At 35.8% G+C, this 19745-nt stretch carries 17 protein-coding genes; 13 read left to right on the top strand and 4 right to left on the bottom strand.

What is annotated here, in order from left to right; all coding sequences use genetic code 11:
• Positions 1-383: 383 nt before the first annotated feature.
• The 3 genes from HUN01_RS36505 to HUN01_RS04610 form a co-directional block, all read right to left on the bottom strand.
• Entirely contained in the window at positions 384-449 is a 66-nt protein-coding gene (locus HUN01_RS36505; RefSeq protein ID WP_420832807.1) for a hypothetical protein, read from the bottom strand.
• A 54-nt stretch (positions 450-503) separates the two neighbouring features.
• The gene (locus tag HUN01_RS04600; protein ID WP_181930286.1) at positions 504-671 is read right to left on the bottom strand and encodes a hypothetical protein; all 168 of its coding nucleotides are present in this window, start codon (positions 669-671) and stop codon (positions 504-506) included.
• A 538-nt stretch (positions 672-1209) separates the two neighbouring features.
• Complete coding sequence (locus tag HUN01_RS04610) at positions 1210-1602, bottom strand: hypothetical protein (protein WP_181930288.1); 393 nt, start codon at positions 1600-1602, stop codon at positions 1210-1212.
• 1477 nt (positions 1603-3079) lie between these two features.
• Between HUN01_RS04610 and HUN01_RS04615 the strand changes: the two genes are divergently transcribed.
• From HUN01_RS04615 to HUN01_RS04670, 12 genes are all read left to right on the top strand, one after another.
• Positions 3080-5284 (top strand): GumC family protein, encoded by a 2205-nt coding sequence (locus HUN01_RS04615; protein ID WP_181930289.1) that lies wholly within the window; start codon positions 3080-3082, stop codon positions 5282-5284.
• A 75-nt stretch (positions 5285-5359) separates the two neighbouring features.
• Positions 5360-6301 (top strand): hypothetical protein, encoded by a 942-nt coding sequence (locus HUN01_RS04620; protein ID WP_181930290.1) that lies wholly within the window; start codon positions 5360-5362, stop codon positions 6299-6301.
• A gap of 55 nt (positions 6302-6356) precedes the next feature.
• Positions 6357-7310 carry a glycosyltransferase family 2 protein gene (locus HUN01_RS04625; protein WP_181930291.1) on the top strand — a complete coding sequence of 318 codons (954 nt, stop codon included), beginning with the start codon at positions 6357-6359 and terminating at the stop codon, positions 7308-7310.
• A 49-nt stretch (positions 7311-7359) separates the two neighbouring features.
• Positions 7360-8682, top strand: a complete 1323-nt coding sequence (locus HUN01_RS04630) for a flippase (RefSeq protein WP_181930292.1) — start codon at positions 7360-7362, stop codon at positions 8680-8682.
• A 25-nt stretch (positions 8683-8707) separates the two neighbouring features.
• The gene (locus HUN01_RS04635) at positions 8708-9634 is read left to right on the top strand and encodes a glycosyltransferase family protein (protein ID WP_181932558.1); all 927 of its coding nucleotides are present in this window, start codon (positions 8708-8710) and stop codon (positions 9632-9634) included.
• A 28-nt stretch (positions 9635-9662) separates the two neighbouring features.
• Entirely contained in the window at positions 9663-10892 is a 1230-nt protein-coding gene (locus HUN01_RS04640; protein ID WP_238845986.1) for an O-antigen ligase family protein, read from the top strand.
• 41 nt (positions 10893-10933) lie between these two features.
• The gene (locus HUN01_RS04645) at positions 10934-11761 is read left to right on the top strand and encodes a class I SAM-dependent methyltransferase (RefSeq protein ID WP_181930293.1); all 828 of its coding nucleotides are present in this window, start codon (positions 10934-10936) and stop codon (positions 11759-11761) included.
• A gap of 42 nt (positions 11762-11803) precedes the next feature.
• Entirely contained in the window at positions 11804-13075 is a 1272-nt protein-coding gene (locus HUN01_RS04650; RefSeq protein WP_181930294.1) for a glycosyltransferase family 4 protein, read from the top strand.
• Positions 13076-13099: 24 nt separating this feature from the next.
• Positions 13100-14116 carry a hypothetical protein gene (locus HUN01_RS04655; RefSeq protein ID WP_181930295.1) on the top strand — a complete coding sequence of 339 codons (1017 nt, stop codon included), beginning with the start codon at positions 13100-13102 and terminating at the stop codon, positions 14114-14116.
• 133 nt (positions 14117-14249) lie between these two features.
• Positions 14250-15143, top strand: coding sequence for a glycosyltransferase family 2 protein (locus HUN01_RS04660; protein ID WP_181930296.1), 894 nt, complete (start codon positions 14250-14252; stop codon positions 15141-15143).
• A 105-nt stretch (positions 15144-15248) separates the two neighbouring features.
• A complete protein-coding gene (locus tag HUN01_RS04665) occupies positions 15249-16400 on the top strand; it encodes a glycosyltransferase family 4 protein (RefSeq protein ID WP_181930297.1) in 1152 nt (383 codons plus the stop codon).
• A 153-nt stretch (positions 16401-16553) separates the two neighbouring features.
• Entirely contained in the window at positions 16554-17378 is an 825-nt protein-coding gene (locus tag HUN01_RS04670; RefSeq protein WP_181930298.1) for a WecB/TagA/CpsF family glycosyltransferase, read from the top strand.
• 196 nt (positions 17379-17574) lie between these two features.
• Here the strand turns inward: HUN01_RS04670 and HUN01_RS04675 are convergent, their stop codons facing one another.
• Positions 17575-18720 carry an endo-1,4-beta-xylanase gene (locus HUN01_RS04675; protein WP_181930299.1) on the bottom strand — a complete coding sequence of 382 codons (1146 nt, stop codon included), beginning with the start codon at positions 18718-18720 and terminating at the stop codon, positions 17575-17577.
• Between the two features lie 315 nt (positions 18721-19035).
• On the opposite strand from HUN01_RS04675, the gene HUN01_RS04680 reads away from it, so the two are divergent.
• Complete coding sequence (locus tag HUN01_RS04680) at positions 19036-19629, top strand: TetR/AcrR family transcriptional regulator (protein WP_181930300.1); 594 nt, start codon at positions 19036-19038, stop codon at positions 19627-19629.
• Positions 19630-19745: the final 116 nt, after the last annotated feature.

Below are 19745 nucleotides of genomic sequence, written 5' to 3' on the forward strand. Positions count from 1 at the left end.
CCTTTTTTCTGGATTTTTGCATATTTTCAAACACGAATTATGTTTAGTCTAATTATCCAATGCATTTACTGGAAACAATAACAAGCTTACCAAGCAACAATTTTATTACCTAAGAGATAAATTATTAACAGCAACTATCCAAATAAATCAGAATTATTAAACAACAAAAATATTATTTATTTAAATATTAATAGTCTGGTCAGAATTTGTCTCTGTAAATCTTATCAGATATCCATTTTTTACCTCCATTTTTTACCTCTATTTTTTTACGAGATAATCCAATCATCATGAAGCTGAGTACATAGCAGGCGATTGTTAAACACAAAACAAAGCCCCTCTCCTGCTCAAGCACAGCTTTCTTTAGCAGTTTGGTCAAATACTTGTCATTTGGGCTTTAAGATAACAAAGACGCAGATATCTGTGACAATTGCACTTGTGTCATACTGCACGCAGATATCTGCATTAGATGCGGTATTATCAATTTGATTGCTTTTGGAAACATTTTATAGACTAAAAGTAGTAACAGTGGTCACATTAACACCAAGGATAATACTTGGCAAGACACCAACACCCGCGATCGCCACTAATATCCTGTTGAAGCGAAAAGATTTTTGTTTAGGGATGGGTAGCTGATTGTTGTACAGCACAACTTGAACAGCAAGATTACCCACTTTTGGAGAAGTCGTAAATAATCTGAGACTTGTAACAAAGCAACATCTCACAGTTTTCTCGCTTACTCGTTCTCACCTTAAGTTGACACAAAAGCACAGTTATGCATCAATACAGATGATTGACTTATCGCAAAGATTTTTGGAAAAATGGCACTATATTAAGGTCTTAATCTAACTCTTCACCCATCATTGAATCTGTTTAAGTGCGTCAGCCTCAGCATGGTTTTTTCCCGGTGCCCGCGTGTATCCTTGAGCTACTACCTTTTGGGCATCTATGATTACACAGACTACTGGTGGGTTCGGCAAACATTCCGGCAAAGCTTTTCTGCTTTGAGCTAAAGCAGCTAGTACCGCAAGGCGGAATTAAAAATTAAAAATTAAAAATGAATACAGCGTAAGGGTTTTGTTGATTGGGAATGGGTGGTTTATTTCCGCCGTGCTGTACTAGCATAAATATTTCATCCATATTTGAGCGTAAATTATCTAGATAAATTACACTACCGAGAATTAGTTATCTATTGTTAAAAAAGTTCCTATATTAAAATTGAGTAACTGTCACCCTAAGACCAGAATCCAGCTTAGGAACCTTGAAATACTCAATTGGCTCAGTACTTTGAGAACTTTCGGTATTTGCTGGCTTCTGACATTGCTTAAAGAAAGACTCTGGGTTATTGATGAACTCAATCGGGTTAATCTTTGGGCATCCTGGCTCTTGCACTAGCGAAATTGATTCAGTAGTTTGTTTGGGATTATTAGTCTGTCCGATAAAATTACTCCATGTAGCGTTAATCGTGGCTGGTTCTGTCAATAAAACTCCAGCCTGATTGCGATCATCTGTTGTCATGGGAACATTCTCTTGGTTAGCATAGGCACTCTGGGAGAGAGCAAGTGCGCTAATCACAACGACTAAGATAATAGAAGAGGATTTCATAATTCAATCTCTCAACATTTAATGTCAGTTTAATAATTACAATTGGCTAGATACAGAAACCAAGAAATAGCAATCTAGTTTGGGTACTTCAGATTAACACAGGTAGTAAGAAGTATGCCTAAACTTCATTAAAAATATAGTGAGATATAGAGTACATTGTCGCGAAAATTTGCCTACTTTTAACAAGAGGCTTAACCCTGATTGTTCACCACATCTTTCAAAGCCTTATAAAACCTAGATTTATGTGTTTTCCGATAAACAGGCTCAAAACCTGCTCTGGGTAAAGATTACGAAATTGGCGATCGCAAAGCTTGTGAGAAATACGGGTTAAGCACCTTGTCTGCTTAATTGGGATAGTAACTGGATTGTAGCAGTACTGTACTAGCCTGATGTTGACTAATCTATCCTACTTACCCGTACTAAATAAGTCAGCCTAAAAATTTGTCATTGCGATCAAGCAGAAAACAGAAGGGAAAAGGGTTTTAGCCTACTTTATCTTTATTTACATACTTTAGTTTTACTATGTCAACTTACTTACTAGCCGTTTATCTATCATGCGTGTTACCCTGTAGTTACACGTATAAGACAACATATATATTCTTAGAGAAATCTTGGAAGTAGTATTTTGCCTGAATTGCAGAATACAAGTAAGGTAATTGCAAATTTACAGGCAAGCCAAAAAAACCGGGATATACACCCAAGGACGGGCACTGTGTTGTAATTTTCACACATCAAGCTACATCAAAAAAGTTTTTCACCAGTCTGGGCAAATTAAATTGCTCACGAATCCTTAAAATTTCGATACTAAAATCACACAATTTTATTGTTGCCAATCCCGTATCATTTCCAAGATTGGCTATTATTCAGAGCAAGAATTAATTGTTGCTGAAAACTTTGAAGTCACTTACGTAAATATCCATATAGTCTTTCTAAATGTCTCTTTTCACTGCACAAAGCTTATCTCTAAAGTGGTTTCACTGCTTGTAGGCTGACACAATTGTTATATTCCTTACCCTGAAGGAATTAACTCCTCTTGTCTTTTCAAAATCAGTAAACCGATAGCGAATATACCAGCTTTTTGTATGAATTTTTTGTAAAGTTATCAAATTCAGTGTTCTTACATAATATGATGTTGAGTGTTAGATTACTAATCAATACTTGCATCAGTAACAACATAAAACTAAGTTAACCAAAGTTAACCAAAAGAATGAAAAGCCAGTGAATCAGGGAGAAAGTTGTGAGTTATCCTGTTTTCGATGTCAGGAGGATATCAAAAAATCTAAGTCAAAATTGAGACTACTAAAACTATTAGTTGACTTCAGATATTGAACAATCTTAGGAAAAAAAGCATTAGGTGACAATCAACGCAAATATTACCATCGCAAATTAGACTACAGTCCTACTACCAGTAAAATACTGAGGAAAATCTCCTGCAAGTAAATAGTCTGTTTTTTATAAAAGAAAGTTTGTATATATTATGACAATGGAATCTTTACCCAACTTTGAAGAAGTAAATATTCAAAAATACTTAGAAGTTATACAACGGCGCTGGTTACCTCTAGTAGGAATTTTTAGCATAGCTGTTACCTTTGGATGCTTGTATGCATTTTCATTAAAACCCTCATACAAAGCAGAAGGAAGTTTGATGATTAAAACAAATCGATCTTCCTCACTCACAGGGTTACCGCAAGACATAGGACGCCTAGAGGCTTTGAATGTAAACGACAATCCTCTGGAAACTCAGGTGAGGGTTATTGGATCAAATCCAGTGATTGAGAAAACAATTAATTCCCTCAAGCTCAAAGATAGTCAAGGCAAACCCTTATCGATTCCCGTCCTGGCAGAACAACTAAAAATAGAAGGAATCAAAGGTACTGATGTTGTACAACTTTCTTATAAAGGCGGCGATCCAGAACTGGCTGCCAAAATCGTCAATGAAGTTATCGACAGTTATATCGACCTAAATATCAAGGCTAATCAGAATGAAGCATTGACAGCCAAACAAGTTCTCGTAACGGAAGTACCCAAAGCTGAGGAAATTGTCAGAAGAGCCGAATCAAAACTGCGACTATTTAAAGAAACGAATAAAATTGTTGTCCTGGAACAAGAAGCAACCGCAGCGGTCGATACGATTTCCAAGTTAGGAAACCAAATTTCTCAAGCTTTAGCTCAATTAGATGATGTCAAAGGTCGTTTGGAACAGTTACGTAGTGAAGCTCAAGTAGATTCACAGCAAGGTGTCATCGCATCTGACTTGAGTCAAGCACCTGGGGTTCAAAAAGTGCTTATTCAACTTCAAGAAACAGAAAGTCAACTAGCACTAGAGCGAACTCGTTTTGAACCTGAACACCCTACAATCACTAACTTAGAAGAAAAGGTCACAGCTCTTAAAAGCTTGCTAAAAGAGCGGGTAGGACAAGTAGCGGGTACAGCGCAGATAACAGAGGGAAGTTTACAGGTTGGACAACTGCGCCAAAGCCTAATTGCAGATATTACTCGTGCTCAGGCACAACGGGTTGGTCTAGAAAGACAAATTGGCACACTCTTGCGACAGCAAGATGCCTACATCAAACGAGCAAATAATTTGCCAAGGCTAGAACAAAGCCAACGAGAGCTAGAACGGAAACTGCAAGCGGCTCAAACGACTTACGAAACACTCTTAAAGAAACGCCAAGAAATTGATGTTGCACAGAATCAAAAGATTCCTAATGCTCGTGTGATTTCCTATGCCTTAATTCCCGATAAAGCAGAAGGACCTCGCAAAATCTTATTTATTGTTGGTGGAGGGGGAATTGGTCTTTTCTTAGGTATCATTGTCGCCTTTGGTTTAGACTTAATAGACCGCTCGGTGAAGACCGTCAAAGAAGCTAAAGAAGTCTTGAGATATAGTGTTTTAGGAGTAATTCCGACACAAGGCAGAAATGCTAAAGATCCTTCTTCTATAGCAGGACTCGATAGAGCTATTCCCAAAATTATTGGCAGAGATATTCCTTACTTCCCTGTTGGTAATGCATACCAAATACTACAAGTTAACTTGAAGTTTCTCTGTTCTGATAAACCGCTCAAAAGCATTGTAATTACAAGTTCCGTTGCCAAAGAAGGAAAGTCTGACGTATCTGCAAATCTAGCTGTGACTATGGCTCAGGCAGGGCGTCGGGTATTATTGGTGGATGCAGATATGCGTCATCCCATACAGCATCATATCTGGGGGCTACCAAATGCAATGGGACTAAGCAATGTAATTATTGGACAAGCATCTTTAGATACGGTAGTACAAGAAGTGATGCCTAATCTTGAGGTTCTTACTTCTGGAGTTTTACCTCCCAATCCAGTTGCAATGCTAGATTCTCAACGCATGGCAACATTAATTAGTAGCTTTGGAAGAGATTATGATCTGGTAATATTTGATACTCCTCCTCTGTCGGGAATAGCAGATGCTGCTGTTCTAAGCACACTCACTGACGGTATCTTATTAGTTGTTCGTCCTGGAGTAGTTGACCTTAACAGTGCGAATGCAGCTAAAGAGTTTTTAACTCAGTCAGGTCAGAAGGTATTAGGGATAGTTATCAATGGTGTGAATACTAAAAATGAACCTAATAATTATTTTTATGACAATAAGAAACGACAAATTGAACAAGATTTAGTATCTAGCAGCCTAACAAAATTTTCCAAAGAGCGTTAAGTTATTCGATGAATTGCGAAAGCGAATCTGACTACAACCATCTAAACCAAATTTTTTGACTGTAGGACTAAATTAATGACGTTAAGCAAAAATCTCAAGCAATTCGTAAAATCAAATACTCCATTAGCTAAATGGAAAGGCTCTATTTACACAAAGGCAATAATTCTCAAAAATCATGTAAAAAACTATGACATATATCAGCAAATATTATCTCCTCAACAGAGTAATGAATTAGTTACCAATCTTATTAAAGATAGTAAACCTTTTATGATTTCTCGCTTTGGTAGCACAGAAGCTTATTGTGTACATGAATACCTAAAAGGAGGTTATAAGGGATCTATATTTGAGTCAATATCTAATGATTCTGGGTTTTTCCCAGCAGATGAAAAACATCTAGATCGATTTAGTCAACTTTTTCTAGAATCGTCAAAATCTATAGATGTTCTAGGAGTATGGTTTCAAATTGGAGAACCAGAAATTATCAGAAATTCTTGCCCAAAAGCTTCTTTTGTGGAATTAAATACGCTTGAACCTTATTATCACAACGACCCTTGGAGCAAGAATCTTGAGGGAAAAAAGGTTTTAGTCATTCATCCTTTTGCAGAAACAATTTCATCACAATATAAAAACCATAGGAAGTTACTTTTTGAAAACCAAAGTATTTTGCCTGAATTTGAACTAATTACCTTCAAAGCAGTACAGTCTCTAGCGGGAACTCAAACTCAGTTCAATACTTGGTTCGATGCTTATGATTGGATGTGTAACAAGATTAAAGATCAAGATTTTGACATAGCTATTATCGGATGTGGTGCTTATGGACTTCCATTAGCTGCTTACATTAAATCTCTTGGTAAACAGGCTCTCCACCTTGGAGGAGCAACTCAAATTCTTTTTGGCATTAAAGGCAACCGTTGGGATAAAATTCCGTTTTTTCAGTCTCTTTATAATGAATCCTGGGTTAGGTGTAGACCTGATGATGTCCCTACAAGTCCCTCAAAATATCCGGCCTATTGGTAATTATTGGTTCCAAAAATATTTTCGTCTTATTTTGTTATCTATTGAGGCATTTTGTATGGATAAAAATAAAATAAAAACATCTTGTTTAATTAATAATTACAATTATGCTGAATTTCTCTCAGAGGCGGTTGATAGCGCTTTAAATCAAACAGTTAAATTTGATGAAATTATTATTGTTGATGACGCATCCACAGATAATTCAGTAGAAGTCATAACCAAATTTACTCAAGTAGCTAATGTTAAATCTGTCTTGAAAGAAAAAAATCAAGGACAACTATCATCATTCAACGAAGGTTTTTTAGCTGCAACTGGAGACATTATATTTTTTTTAGATGCCGATGATATTTATGAACCTCAATATTTAGAAACAGCATTAAATTTTTATAAGAGACGTAGTGAATGTGATTTTGTTTTTTGTGCGTATAAAAAATTTGGAGCATTAGAAGAAATATTTCAAGCTGATGCTATCGATTTAGATTTGGGTTATTCAGTAATCAGAACTTTATATAGTGGTGAATGGATTGGCTCCATAACTTCAACATTATCAATCCGTAAAGAAATAATTAGAAAATTTTTGCCTATTCCAAATGTAGAAGATTGGCGTGTAAGGGCTGATGACTGTCTGGTATGGGGAGCTTCTTTGGTAGGAGCTAAAAAGTTTTATATATCTAAACCTTTAGTGATGTATAGAATACATAAAAGTAATCAGTATCATAACAAAATTTTTTTAGACATAGATAACAACTATGAGTATAAGAGATTCTGGAAACGCAATTCCTTATTTAATTACATTCTGCAAAAAAATAATTTGAGTTTACCATTATTATTGGCTTTCACATCTCTAAATGAGTTAAAAACAATACCATGTCCAAAATATCAAGATTTTATTTCATATTTGAAAATAATATTTTTGTTTGAGCATAACTTTTTTTGGAAAATAAAAGGCATTGTTTTCTTATTTAGCTATTTTTTGAAAACTTTGATGACTGGGAAATTAAAAGTATTGTAGGCAATATTGATAGGGATAGAGAACGTTGCATGATTAATTCATAAAAATAATGTTAAGTAAACTAAAAATTAAAAACTTATCAAAACTTAAATCTCGTTCTGGACTGCGTGCAATTATTGCCAATACAAGTTGGTTGTTTGCTGACCGTATTCTACGTATGGGTGCAAGCTTAGTCGTAGGAGTATGGATAGCACGCTACTTAGGAGTACAGCAGTATGGTGTCTTTAACTATGCTTTAGCTTTTGTTACCTTATTTAGCCCAATTTTCACTCTAGGACTGGACGACGTAGTAGTTCGCCATCTTGTGCGTCAATCATCAAACAAAGAGGAAATTTTAGGAACTACTTTTTGGCTAAAGTTGCTGGGTGGAATTGCTTCTGTCTTATTGGCAGTTAGCACTATGTTTTTCTTAGGTGAGCAGGAAACACTGAAGATATGGCTAGTTGCAATTTTAGCAATGGCAGGAATTTTTAGGGCGGCTGATACTATTGAACTGTGGTTTCAATCACAGGTGCAGTCAAAATACACTGTGATTGCTAAGAACACAGCGTTTCTGCTAAATAGTGCTATCAAAATCGGACTAATTTTAACAAAAGCACCATTGTTAGCTTTTGCTTGGGTAACATTAGCAGAATTTGCGATGAGTGCAATTGGATTGCTGATTGTTTACCAAGTCAAAGGGTCTTCGTTGTGGTTATGGCGTTGGAGTTTTTCTGCTGCCAAAACTCTTCTGAAAGAGAGTTTACCTCTCATTTTTTCGGGGTTCGCTATCCTGATTTTTATGAAAATAGATCAGGTGATGTTAGGCCAAATGATCGGAAATAGTGAGGTTGGAGTTTATACTGCTGCTGTTAGGGTTTCTGAAATTTGGTATTTTATTCCGGGGGCTATTGTTTCTTCTGTTGCTCCTGCAATTTACGCAGCTAAGGAAAAGTCTGAAAGTCTTTACTATCAGCGAATTGGACAATTACTCAGTCTAATGACATGTATATCTTTGGCAATTGCTCTTCCAATGTCATTTCTGTCTGACAAGATAATTATGGTGATGTTTGGAAGTGGATATGCAGAAGCAGGATCAATATTAGCAGTTCATATTTGGACTTCTTTGTTTGTATTTATGGGTCTAGCAACATCACCTTGGTTTATTGCTGAAGGTTTGAACCACGTTTCTTTAGGTAAGACTTTGTTTGGGGCAATCCTAAATATTATTCTTAACTTATTCCTTATTCCTAAGTATGCAGGACTTGGGGCTGCGATCGCAACAATCATCTCTCAAGCTGCTGCTGCTTTTGTGTGCAACGCATTTGACCCAAGAACACAAAAAATATTTAAAATTCAGGTGCGATCGCTTATTCCTTTTTACAAGTATTGATCATTATTATTTAACCTTGATTATGATGGAAACACCAGTAACTTTTATTGTTTTTAAGCGCCCACAAACAACAGAGAAAGTTTTTGAAGCTATTCGCCAAGCCAAACCAACAAAACTTTTTGTAATTGCAGATGGCCCACGCACTGACCGTGAAGATGAAGCAGAAAAGTGTGAAGCGACTCGGGCAATTATTGAGAGAGTTGATTGGGACTGTGAAGTTATCAAAAATTATTCTGATGTCAACTTAGGTTGTGCCAAACGAGTCTCTAGTGGTTTAGATTGGGTATTTAATAATGTTGAAGAGACAATTATTTTAGAAGATGATTGTATCCCTCACCCAACATTTTTTAGATTTAGTGAAGAACTGTTAGCAAAATATAGAAATGATACCCGAATCGCCACAATCTCGGCTCAAAATCTTCAGTTTGGACGAAAACGCACAAATTATAGTTACTATTTATCTCGTTACAATCATTGTTGGGGCTGGGCAAGTTGGAGACGTGCTTGGCAACATTATGATTTGACGATCAAACTCTGGAAAGAGGTGCAAGCAGAAAACCTTTTACATGATATTCTTGTAGACCCAAAAGCAGTAAGTTATTGGCGACGAATATTTCAGTCTGTTTATAACAATCCTACAGGTATAACCTGGGATTACCAATGGACATTTGCTTGCTGGATACAGGGTAGCTTAAGCGTTATTCCCAACGTCAATTTAATCTCTAATGTTGGTGTTGGTGCAGACGCGACTCACTTCACTTCCAACCAAGAATTTTCGTTCATTAATATGTCCATGCAAGCGATGGAATTTCCCTTAAAACATCCACCGTTTATTGTGAGGAATATAGAGGCAGATAATTTTACGCAGAAAACAGTTTATAAAGCAACTGCATTGGATATTTTCAAAGAGGAAGTAAAGAAAAGATTGAATTACTCAACCATAAAAAAATAGTGATATATTCAGTAAATTAAGAAATTAAATGTCAGCGATGAAGGTAAAATTAACAGAAAAAATATTAACTATTTTGCTATTACTTATTGCTGTAGGAGCATTAACAATACATCCTGCACAAGAAGTTTCTATGTCTACCCTGGGAGGTGATAAGGTAGATACTTTGTTCAATATAGTTTCATATTTAATCCTATTTTATTTTTTTATTTCATACTGGAAAGGTTTTATTTATGTAATTACTAAAAGTCCATTGCAGTTTTTTTTACTAGCAATAGTTCTATTTTCTGTACTGTGGTCAGAAGACATAAATTCTAGTCTTAATTATATAAAAGGTCTAATCAGAATATATTTTATTGCCATCTATTTGGCAATGCGTTATCCTCTTAGGGAACAAATGAGGCTAATAGCTTGGGCGCTTGGTGCAGCTACATTATTATCTATGATATTCTCTGCATTCGTACCAGGTTATATTCACACAGCACCTGAATTATTAGATATGTGGAGCGGAATTTATGGTCATAAAAATGAATTAGGATACATGATGAATTGGAGTGCAGGAGTTTTTTTGCATCTTGCCCTTAGTAGTCATCGGTATCGCTGGTTGATGTGGTCAATCTGTGGCGTATCTGTATGTCTAATTATCCTCACGCGTTCCACAACATCTTTGGCGATTTTATTGACAATGATATTACTTTTACCTTTCTACCAATCCTTCAAAAAGACTAATTATAAATTACAAGTTATTATGATTACTACAGCTTTAATGTTACTCATTATTGTTTCAATGTTACTAATTAATAACGCTGAAACTGTAGTTGGTACTTCTGGCAAAGACCTTACCTTAAATGGACGTTCTGATCTTTGGGAATTAGTAATAGCTAAGGTTTTGGAAAGACCTTGGCTAGGTTATGGATATTCGGCATTTTGGACTAGTAATGCTGCATCTAATCTGAGAGCTACTTATGATTGGGCAAGTAATGCTCATAATGGATTTTTAGAACTATTGTTAGAATTAGGATTTTTGGGTTTCTTGACTTTTGCCGCAGGATTTATCCGGTTCTTTGTAATGGCACTGACTCGAATCGTTTCAGTGGCAAAAAAACCGGAAGATTATTGGCCAATGCAGATGCTAGTTATTATCGTCATAGTGAATTTCTCAGAAGCAAGGTTATTAATCCCTGGTTGGAATTGGTTAATGTATCTCACCACTTCTCTATCTCTGACTCTTAGTTTTCAGCGAGCACCAATATATAAATAGGTAAATAATTTACATACTTGCATAATTGAAAGGATAAAAACATGAAAAAGTTAAATTTTGGATGTGGACACAGATTTTCTTCTGAATGGATAAATATAGATTTTAATTCTGAGCACCCTGACGTAATTGCCCATAACTTACTGCAACCACTTCCATACCCTAAAGATTATTTTGATGTAATTTATAGCAGTCATGTCCTAGAGCATTTCTCTAAGGAAACGGGAGAAATGTTAGTGAAAGAATGCTATAGAGTTTTAAAACCTCAAGGAATTTTACGTATAGTTGTTCCTGACTTAGAACGAACATGCCGTGAATATTTAAGAATTATCGATAGTATTGAAAATGAAGAATCAAGGAAACAATATGAATGGATTATTATTGAGTTAATTGACCAATTGGTTAGAACAGAACATGGCGGATTGATGAAAACTTATTGGCGACAAGTGCTTGAGAATAATGATGAATCATCTATCAACTATGTAGAAGCAAGAACAGGTGTAAATATCAAAGAAGAGGTAGCAACAAATAATACTGTTTCTTTGTTGGAAAAGGTTTTTAGTCTCAATCACAATAAACTCAGAAACAAATTTAAATATCTTTATATTGACATGGTAAAAAGGTTAATACCACGGTATGTCCGCAAGTCTATGATTGATGAAACCTCACTGGGTGAAAAACATAAGTGGATGTATGATAGCCATAGCATGAAAACGCTCTTTGAAAGAGTTGGTTTTTCGGATATTAAATTGTTAGATGCTCATACAAGTGATATTCCAAACTTTAGTAATGAAGTATTAGATATAAATGCTGATGGAACGGTATATCTACCAGGCTCGTTATATTGTGAGGGCATCAAACCAAACAAATAATATTGTTATCAAGCATGTTTTTTAAAGTTAAATAGTACTAATATGAACGTCTTGCTCCTTAGCACCCAGGATGTAGGTGGTGGTGCGGCTCGTGCTGCATATCGCTTGCACAAAGGGTTACAAAATATTGACTTACAATCACAAATGCTGGTGCAAGAAAAATCTACTGATGACAAAACAGTAATTGCACCTAATATCAGATTATTTCAAGGCATCGCCAAAGCAAAGTTGACATTTGAAACTTTGCCTTTAAAGCTTTATTCTCAAAAGCAAAATACTCCGTTTTTTATTCAATGGTTGCCAGATAGAGTAGTTTCTCAAGTGGCTCAGATTAATCCAGACATAATCAATTTGCATTGGATTAGCGCAGCTTTTATGCAAATAGAAACTCTTGCGAAACTAAAGCGCCCTTTGGTCTGGACAATTCATGATATGTGGGCATTTACTGGGGGATGTGGCTATGCTGGAGATTGCGATCGCTACCAAATATCCTGTGGAGCCTGTCCTCAACTAAACAGCAAAAAAGATTCGGACTTATCCCACTGGGTATGGCAACGTAAAGCCAAAGCTTTGAGAAATTTAAATATGACAATTGTTTCACCAGGTTCTTGGTTAGCCGAATGCGCCAAGTCTAGTTCTCTTTTTAAGAACTTGCGAATTGAAGTAATTCCGAATGGACTGGATACTCAAAAGTATAAACCTGTTCATCAAAGTTCAGCACGGGAATTACTCAATTTACCTCTAGATAAACAACTTATTCTATTTGGAGCATTAGATGCAACTAATGACCATAGAAAAGGCTTTCATTATCTGCAACCAGCACTACAAGAATTAAGCAAATCTGGCTGGAAAGATAAGTTGGAGATCGTTATCTTCGGTGCATCTCAACCCGAAAATTCACCTGAATTGGGTTTCAAAACACACTATTTGGGACACTTACACGATGATATATCTCTAGCAACTGTTTACTCAGCAGCTGATGTGATGCTTGTACCGTCTCTACAAGAATCTTTTGGACAGACAGCTTCAGAATCACTTGCTTGTGGTACTCCAGTTGTGGCATTTAATTCTACTGGCTTAAAAGATATTGTTGATCATCAGCAGAACGGCTATTTGGCTAAACCTTATGAAGTTGAGGATTTTGGCAAAGGAATTACCTGGGTACTTGAAAATGAACAGAGGTTGCAAAAGCTGTCATTTTATGCGCGTGAAAAAGTCGAACAAGAATTCACTCTGGAACTTCAAGCACGTCGTTATTCAGCTTTGTTTCAGGAAATATTGATGATCGCAAAGAAATCTTCATTTAGTAATTAGTTTAGTAAATCAATACTTCATAATATGTCAATACCTATAGCTTTTATAATTTGTACAGAACCAGGCCGTTTAGAAGGTCAATCCTTGATGCTTGCAGAAAGTATTCGTAAATTCTGCGGTGAATTGAAAAATACACCTATATATAGCTTTCATCCCAGAGTAGGTGAACCTATATTAAAGCAAACTCAACAAGCGTTTGAAGCGTTACAGGTGATCCATCAACAAATTCCGATAAATCAAGAATTTCATGAATACTATTTAGCTAACAAACCTCTAGTTTGTGCCTATGCAGAAAAAAATATCGATGCAGAAATATTAGTTTTTTTAGACAGTGATAAATGCTTTTTTTCGGAGCCAAAAGAATTTTTGTTGCCAGCAAACTGTAATGTACGGGTGCGTCCTGAGTATGGTCAAGGAATTGGTTCTACAGGTCTACAAGATCCTCAAGAATGGTATTGGCAAAAACTATATGAAGTGCTGGGAGTAAAGCGTGAGGTATTTGTTGACACACCAATTGGTAATAAGAGAATCAGAGGCTATTGGAATTCTGGTTTGGTTGCTGTGAGAAGGAGTGCAGGTATATTTACAACTTGGAAAGAGAATTTTGAAAAAGTAATGCGCCTAGATATTACTCCTCCTCAGGGTATTTATTTTGTTGAGCAGTCTGTTTTGTCTGTAACTTTATGTGCGTTGGAAGAAAACGTCGAACATCTTCCTTCTAATTATAGTTATCCATTACCTTTACATAATCGGTTATCAACAGAACTACAAATTAAACATTGGGACGATATCATATCCATTCATTATTTCAACTTATTCTTCTATAACGATTGGAATGCACAAATAAAAAGATTGAAAAAATTCAATATCAATTCAGATAAATATCGATGGTTATGTCAAGAAGTTGTCAGACTTAATATGCCTCGTGTATCAGTTTGGCATAGATATATGTTGGTGGTCAGAAGAATGGAACAAAAACTAAAAAACTTTAATTTAGATATTAATCTTAGTGGTTGGATAGAAAAGATGGTTAAATTTTAAAATTACATAAAAATATACAGAAAGTAAAAATTTGATGTTTGGATTATAAAGGTAAATTTATAAAAATTGCATAAAAGTGCATTATTCTTATGACTATTTTTGTAGATAGTAGATATTATATGAGGGAAATTAAATGAAGCAAGCAAATCTAGCTGTAATTATGACATGTTATAACAGGCGGAATACAACTCTTGCCTGTCTAAATGCTTTGTATCAGCAAAACAATCATTGTGATGTTTATTTAACTGATGATGGTAGTTCTGATGGGACTACAGAGGCTATCAAAGCAGAATATCCAGAGGTAAAAATACTTCAGGGTAATGGCAATTTATTCTGGGTAGGAGGGATGCATCTCGCCTTTGGTGAGGCAATAAAACATCAATATGATTATTATCTGTGGTTAAATGATGACACATTTCTGGAAGCCAACGCTGTGAGTAAACTATTGCAGGTTCATCAAAATTTGACAGAACTTGGTTATCCAGACTCGATTGTAGTTGGTTCAACTAGAGACTCAATGACAGGAAAAGCAACCTATGGAGGAGCAGTAAAATCTAAAAAGTGGTATTCTAACAAGTTTGAATTTTTAGAACCAAGTTCTGTTATCCAACAATGCGATGCTATGTATGGTAACTGCGTGCTAATCCCTAAAAGTATTGCCATAAAAGTTGGCAATATTGATACAGCCTTTGTTCACAGTTTAGGAGATTTAGATTATGCCCTGAGAGCGCGTAAAATGGGTTGTAAAATATGGGTAGCCCCTGGATATATTGGTACTTGTAATAGAAATTCTATCCGCAATAGCTGGGTCGATACCAATTTAAATATATTAGAACGCTTGAAAAAGGTTCTGCAAATTAAAGGATTTCCATTGAAATCATGGACTATATTTTGTAGCAGACACTCTGGACCATTTTGGATATTTTACTGGTTCTTACCCTATATCAGAGCAATTATTGGTTATAAGGATTTGGCAATTTCTCCCACATTTGCTGAGGACATCAATCAAACTAACTCAGAAGTTTAATATTCACACGAAAGTCATTAGTCAATAGTATTTGGATAATTTATAAATATCTTAATAATTTGACAAAGGCAATTTTGAATTCTTAGATTACAAAATAATCATTTTATGGGTAAACGCTTACTAATTGTCTCAACACTCGATTCTAGTCAACCATTTGGTGCATTTACTAGACCTTTTTATCTAGGACAATATCTGACGGAATATTTTGATGTTTTTCAGCTAGGTTTAGATTGTTCATCTGTTAATTATGCACCTTCTTTTTCGATTGCTTCAAGAAGCTTAAAGTCATACATTAAAGCTATAGAAAAGTGTATCGACGAGTTCTGTCCAGATATTGTGTATGCTCAAGAAACACTACCTGGATTGGCTGCTTTAATTTCACTAAAGCTTAGAAAATACAGTAGTTCCTCTCTTGTATTTGATTTTCATACATTCTCGCCATACGAATACTGGATGCGCTTGTTTTCAGTTGCTAATCCCTTCAAAGAGTTTGCACAATGTATTAAAACATATATTGCTCAGGGGACTTTGATATTCTCTGGCAGTCCAATTATTGCAGCAGGTGAATCCATTCCTAGACTAATTTCCCAATGGTATGGTAAAACTCCACAGCAAATTTATTGCATCGGAAATGGAGTGACTGAAGACTTACTAAATACTGAAGATTTTCCCGATAAAGATCCCTATCAAGCATTCAGACCAGCTAAAATAGTGGTTCTTATTGCTCCCAAAACATTTCAATTTCCAACTAATGATATGTCTGTATCAATGGCTATTGAGGTTGCTAAATCCCTTGAAAGCCATGAAAATAAATTACATTTTATTGTCATTGGTAGGGATAGTAGTGATATTTCAGAACCAATACCCTCTAATATCTCTTTTTTAGGATTTTTACCTAGGAGAGAAGATTTTGTTGACCATCTTAAATATGCAGATATCGCTTTGCTGCCATTTTCAAAACAAGCCGTAGCAGGAGGTGCTCGCAATAAAGCATTAGATTATTTTGCTAGTAAAAAGTTAGTTGTATCAACACCAGAAGGCTTGCGAGGGTTAGAAGAATTTCGCAACTTAGAACATCTGTTAGTAACAGGATACTCTAGCGAAGAAGTTGCTAGCACAGTGCTGGATGCTGCTTCAAATATTGATAAATATCAATCACTTGTAGATACAGCTTATACGTTAATTACAGAAAAATATTCCTGGAATGCAAGAGCGCAAAATATCGCGGAAATACTCATGAGAGTCAGTCCTTCTTAGTTAGATTTGTTTTTTAACATATTTAAACTAAGAAAAATTAGTCGGTTTAAATATTTCAATCCTGAAGTATTTAAACATTGCTAAAAACTAATTTTAAAATATCCCCCTTTATCATGAGATAACATCTAATACTGATCATAAGAAAAACAAGACATGAAAAATCGATTCTCTTATAAACTTCTGGGTGCTAAAGTAGATGCACTCTCTATGCTCGACTTAAATTTATTGATTCAAGAATCTATTGATAAGAACAAGAAATGGATTATTGCTAATCACAACTTGCATAGTCTTTATCTCTTCCATAATGATCCAGAAATGCAAGCTTTTTATGCCAAGGCAGAATATACCCATATTGATGGTATGCCTTTAGTGTTAATTGGAAAGCTGTTGGGTTTTCCAATTAAACGAGAACAAAGAGTAACCTATGCTGACTGGGTATGGTCTCTGATGGCGGAAGCTGCTAATAAAGGCTGGCGTATATTCTATTTAGGTTCAAAGCCAGGAGTTGCTGAAAAAGGAGTAAGTATTTTGTGCCAGAAATTTCCTGGTTTACAGATTGCTTGCGCTCATGGTTACATTGATATGGATAAAGATAGTCAAGAAAATCTCGCTACTCTGGCTGCAATTAATGCTTACAAACCCCATGTATTAATGGTAGGGATGGGTATGCCACGCCAAGAGCATTGGATTTCTGAAAATCTTGAACATATTCATACCAACACTATTTTGACTAGTGGAGCCTGCATGGACTATGTAGCAGGAGTAGTACCTACTCCTCCACGCTGGATGGGAAGATTGGGATTGGAATGGTTGTATCGTTTGTTGTCTGAACCTAAAAGACTTTGGAGACGTTACTTACTTGAGCCTTGGTTTGTTGGCACATTATTTTTACGAGAAATTTGGAGTATCTCAAGTCAACAAAAAAAAAATAAAATGCTGCTATTTCTAAGTACAAGATTTCACAAGTTTATCGCGTGAAAGAGCTTCTTAAAGCCTTACCAGTGGGTCGCTCAATTCATCCAGAATTTATGAAATACTGTACTAAGGCTTAATCATTAATTAGTCAGTGCATCTTATTCAATTTTCATGTTTGTGAGTAGCGAAGAACATCGCCACATACTTCGCTTAGAATAATTTTTAAAAAGAGCTATTTTCGCTTGGGTGGAGTATTAAGTTAACTGCTGAAAGCCTTGGCAATAGCATTGCGGGCAGGTTTAGGTTGCAGGTTCTCATCAAAGGGGAGTGGACGCAGAAATTTCCAGAGACTTGGATTGTCTCTAAAGGTTTTTCCTGGCATCCAGTCAGGATGACGTATCCAGGTATGACGGTCGGTAATCCCCCATGTAATGACAGTATCAACTTTAGCAGCAAAGCACAGATCAAGATATCGCTTGTAACTGTCGGCTACCATCTGGTCTAGTTTTTTGATACTATCAGGCAATGGGGTATCAATGATAATATCTAATTCTGTAATTATTGGTTTTACCTCAAGATCATTAAGCCGTTTTAAGACGGAATTAAATCCTTTCTCATCAAAACCGTATGCAGTAGAAAACCATAGATGCGACTGGATGCCTGCCCCATCAATTTTAACGTCACTATTCTTCAGATATTCGATCATTTTTAAGAATCGATCTGACTTCCATGTAGCGCCTTCGATGCCAAAATCGTTTAGATAAAATTTCTTGCTGCTATCAACTGAAGCAGCAATTAAAAATAAGTCTCGAATCAATTCTCGTTTTACCCCTTTACGCAAACCGTAGGTGGCATTGTCGGCTTCATTTTCATTATCAGCAATAATTTCATTGGCAATATCCCAAGACTTTAAAACCTTGCTCTTACGATAATGACCCATAACTCCTTTAACATGGCGTTCGATCATCTTCAGTGTAGGGGGATAAGGAAGCCAGTCTGGTCTTCCCATGTGCCAAAAAAGGGTATGCCCGTGCATTTCTATATTATGCTTTTCGCAGAAATTAGCGATCGCATCTGCTGATTCAAAAGTAAATTTTCCTGGCTGTGGTTCTGTGGCGTTCCATTTCAATTCACCATTCGGTGTCACAATCGAACATTCACGAGCAATCAGGTCAGCGTAATCCTTCTCTGTTTGCAAAAATTCACTAGAAATTGCTGCGCCATAACGCTTTCCTTTGGCCGCAGCTAATTGCCGAAGAGGAGAATTTACATTTGGATAATTTGCTGCAATTTCATTGGTAGTCTGGTCTTCTTTTTGCTTATCCTTCTGTAAAAACCCCATAGTCAATAGGGCAGAAAGGGTTGTATATCCCGCTCTTGTTAAAAATTTTCTCCGGTCAGGCATAAATTTTACTTAATAAAAACACACGTATTATTATATTACAGAATAAGTTTTGATACTTTTGAAGCTTAGTTCTGATTCCCACAATCATTGCATCCTAAAGAGCCAAAGCTAAACTTTGTCTACCTTTTCAGTAAACTTTACTGTGGAACGTTGCACCAACACTTACTAAAAATTGATGATGTATTACATCTAGCGCAAAACTAGGTTAAACTATAACGCATGTTCGATTTAAATCAATTAGCTATGATTTTACACCTCAGCATTAAAGATGTTATTTTAATGTATAACGAGCGTTCAATATAAATAACCTGAGTCATGCCTAAGATTGTTGACCATGAGCAATACCGTAAAGAACTGCTCGACAAGTGCTTTGATTTATTTGCCCAAAAAGGCTATGGTTCCATTACTATGCGCCAAATTGCCGAAGGATTAGGGGTTTCTACTGGTACGTTGTACCACTATTTTCCTAGCAAACAAGCTTTATTTGAGCAATTGGCCCAAGAAATATGTGAGCAAGATTTAAGTGCAGCATTGGCTGAATTGGAAGGAGCGCAAACCCTACAAGAGGGGATGGAAGCACTAGGAAGATATCTAGTAAAAAATGAAGATTACTTTATTAAGTGGACTTATATATGGATTGATTTTTGTCAACATCAAGACTCTAAAGAAATGTTGAGTAATAGTGTTTTTAAGCGGACTAATCAGCGTTATCAGCAGGCAGCCTGTGATTTTGTAGGTATTCAAGATCCGGTATTAGCTTCCTTCGTCTTGAGTTTTGTAAATGGTTTAATTCTGGAGAAATTATGGGGTGATGAAACAATTGATTTTATGGAACAATGTGCGCTATTAGGCAAAATGCTCACGGCATATTTGCCGCAACATAAGTCAGGAATTAGGAGTTATATTTAATAACTCAATAAGTTGTAAAATTAACATATATAACAATCATGAATTAATTGATTAGTAAGAAGTATTTCCTACCAATATTAGCTAAGTTGATGTAGAAAAAATTATTTTTTAGGAGA

Source organism: Nostoc edaphicum CCNP1411, from assembly GCF_014023275.1.
GTDB lineage: Bacteria > Cyanobacteriota > Cyanobacteriia > Cyanobacteriales > Nostocaceae > Nostoc > Nostoc edaphicum_A.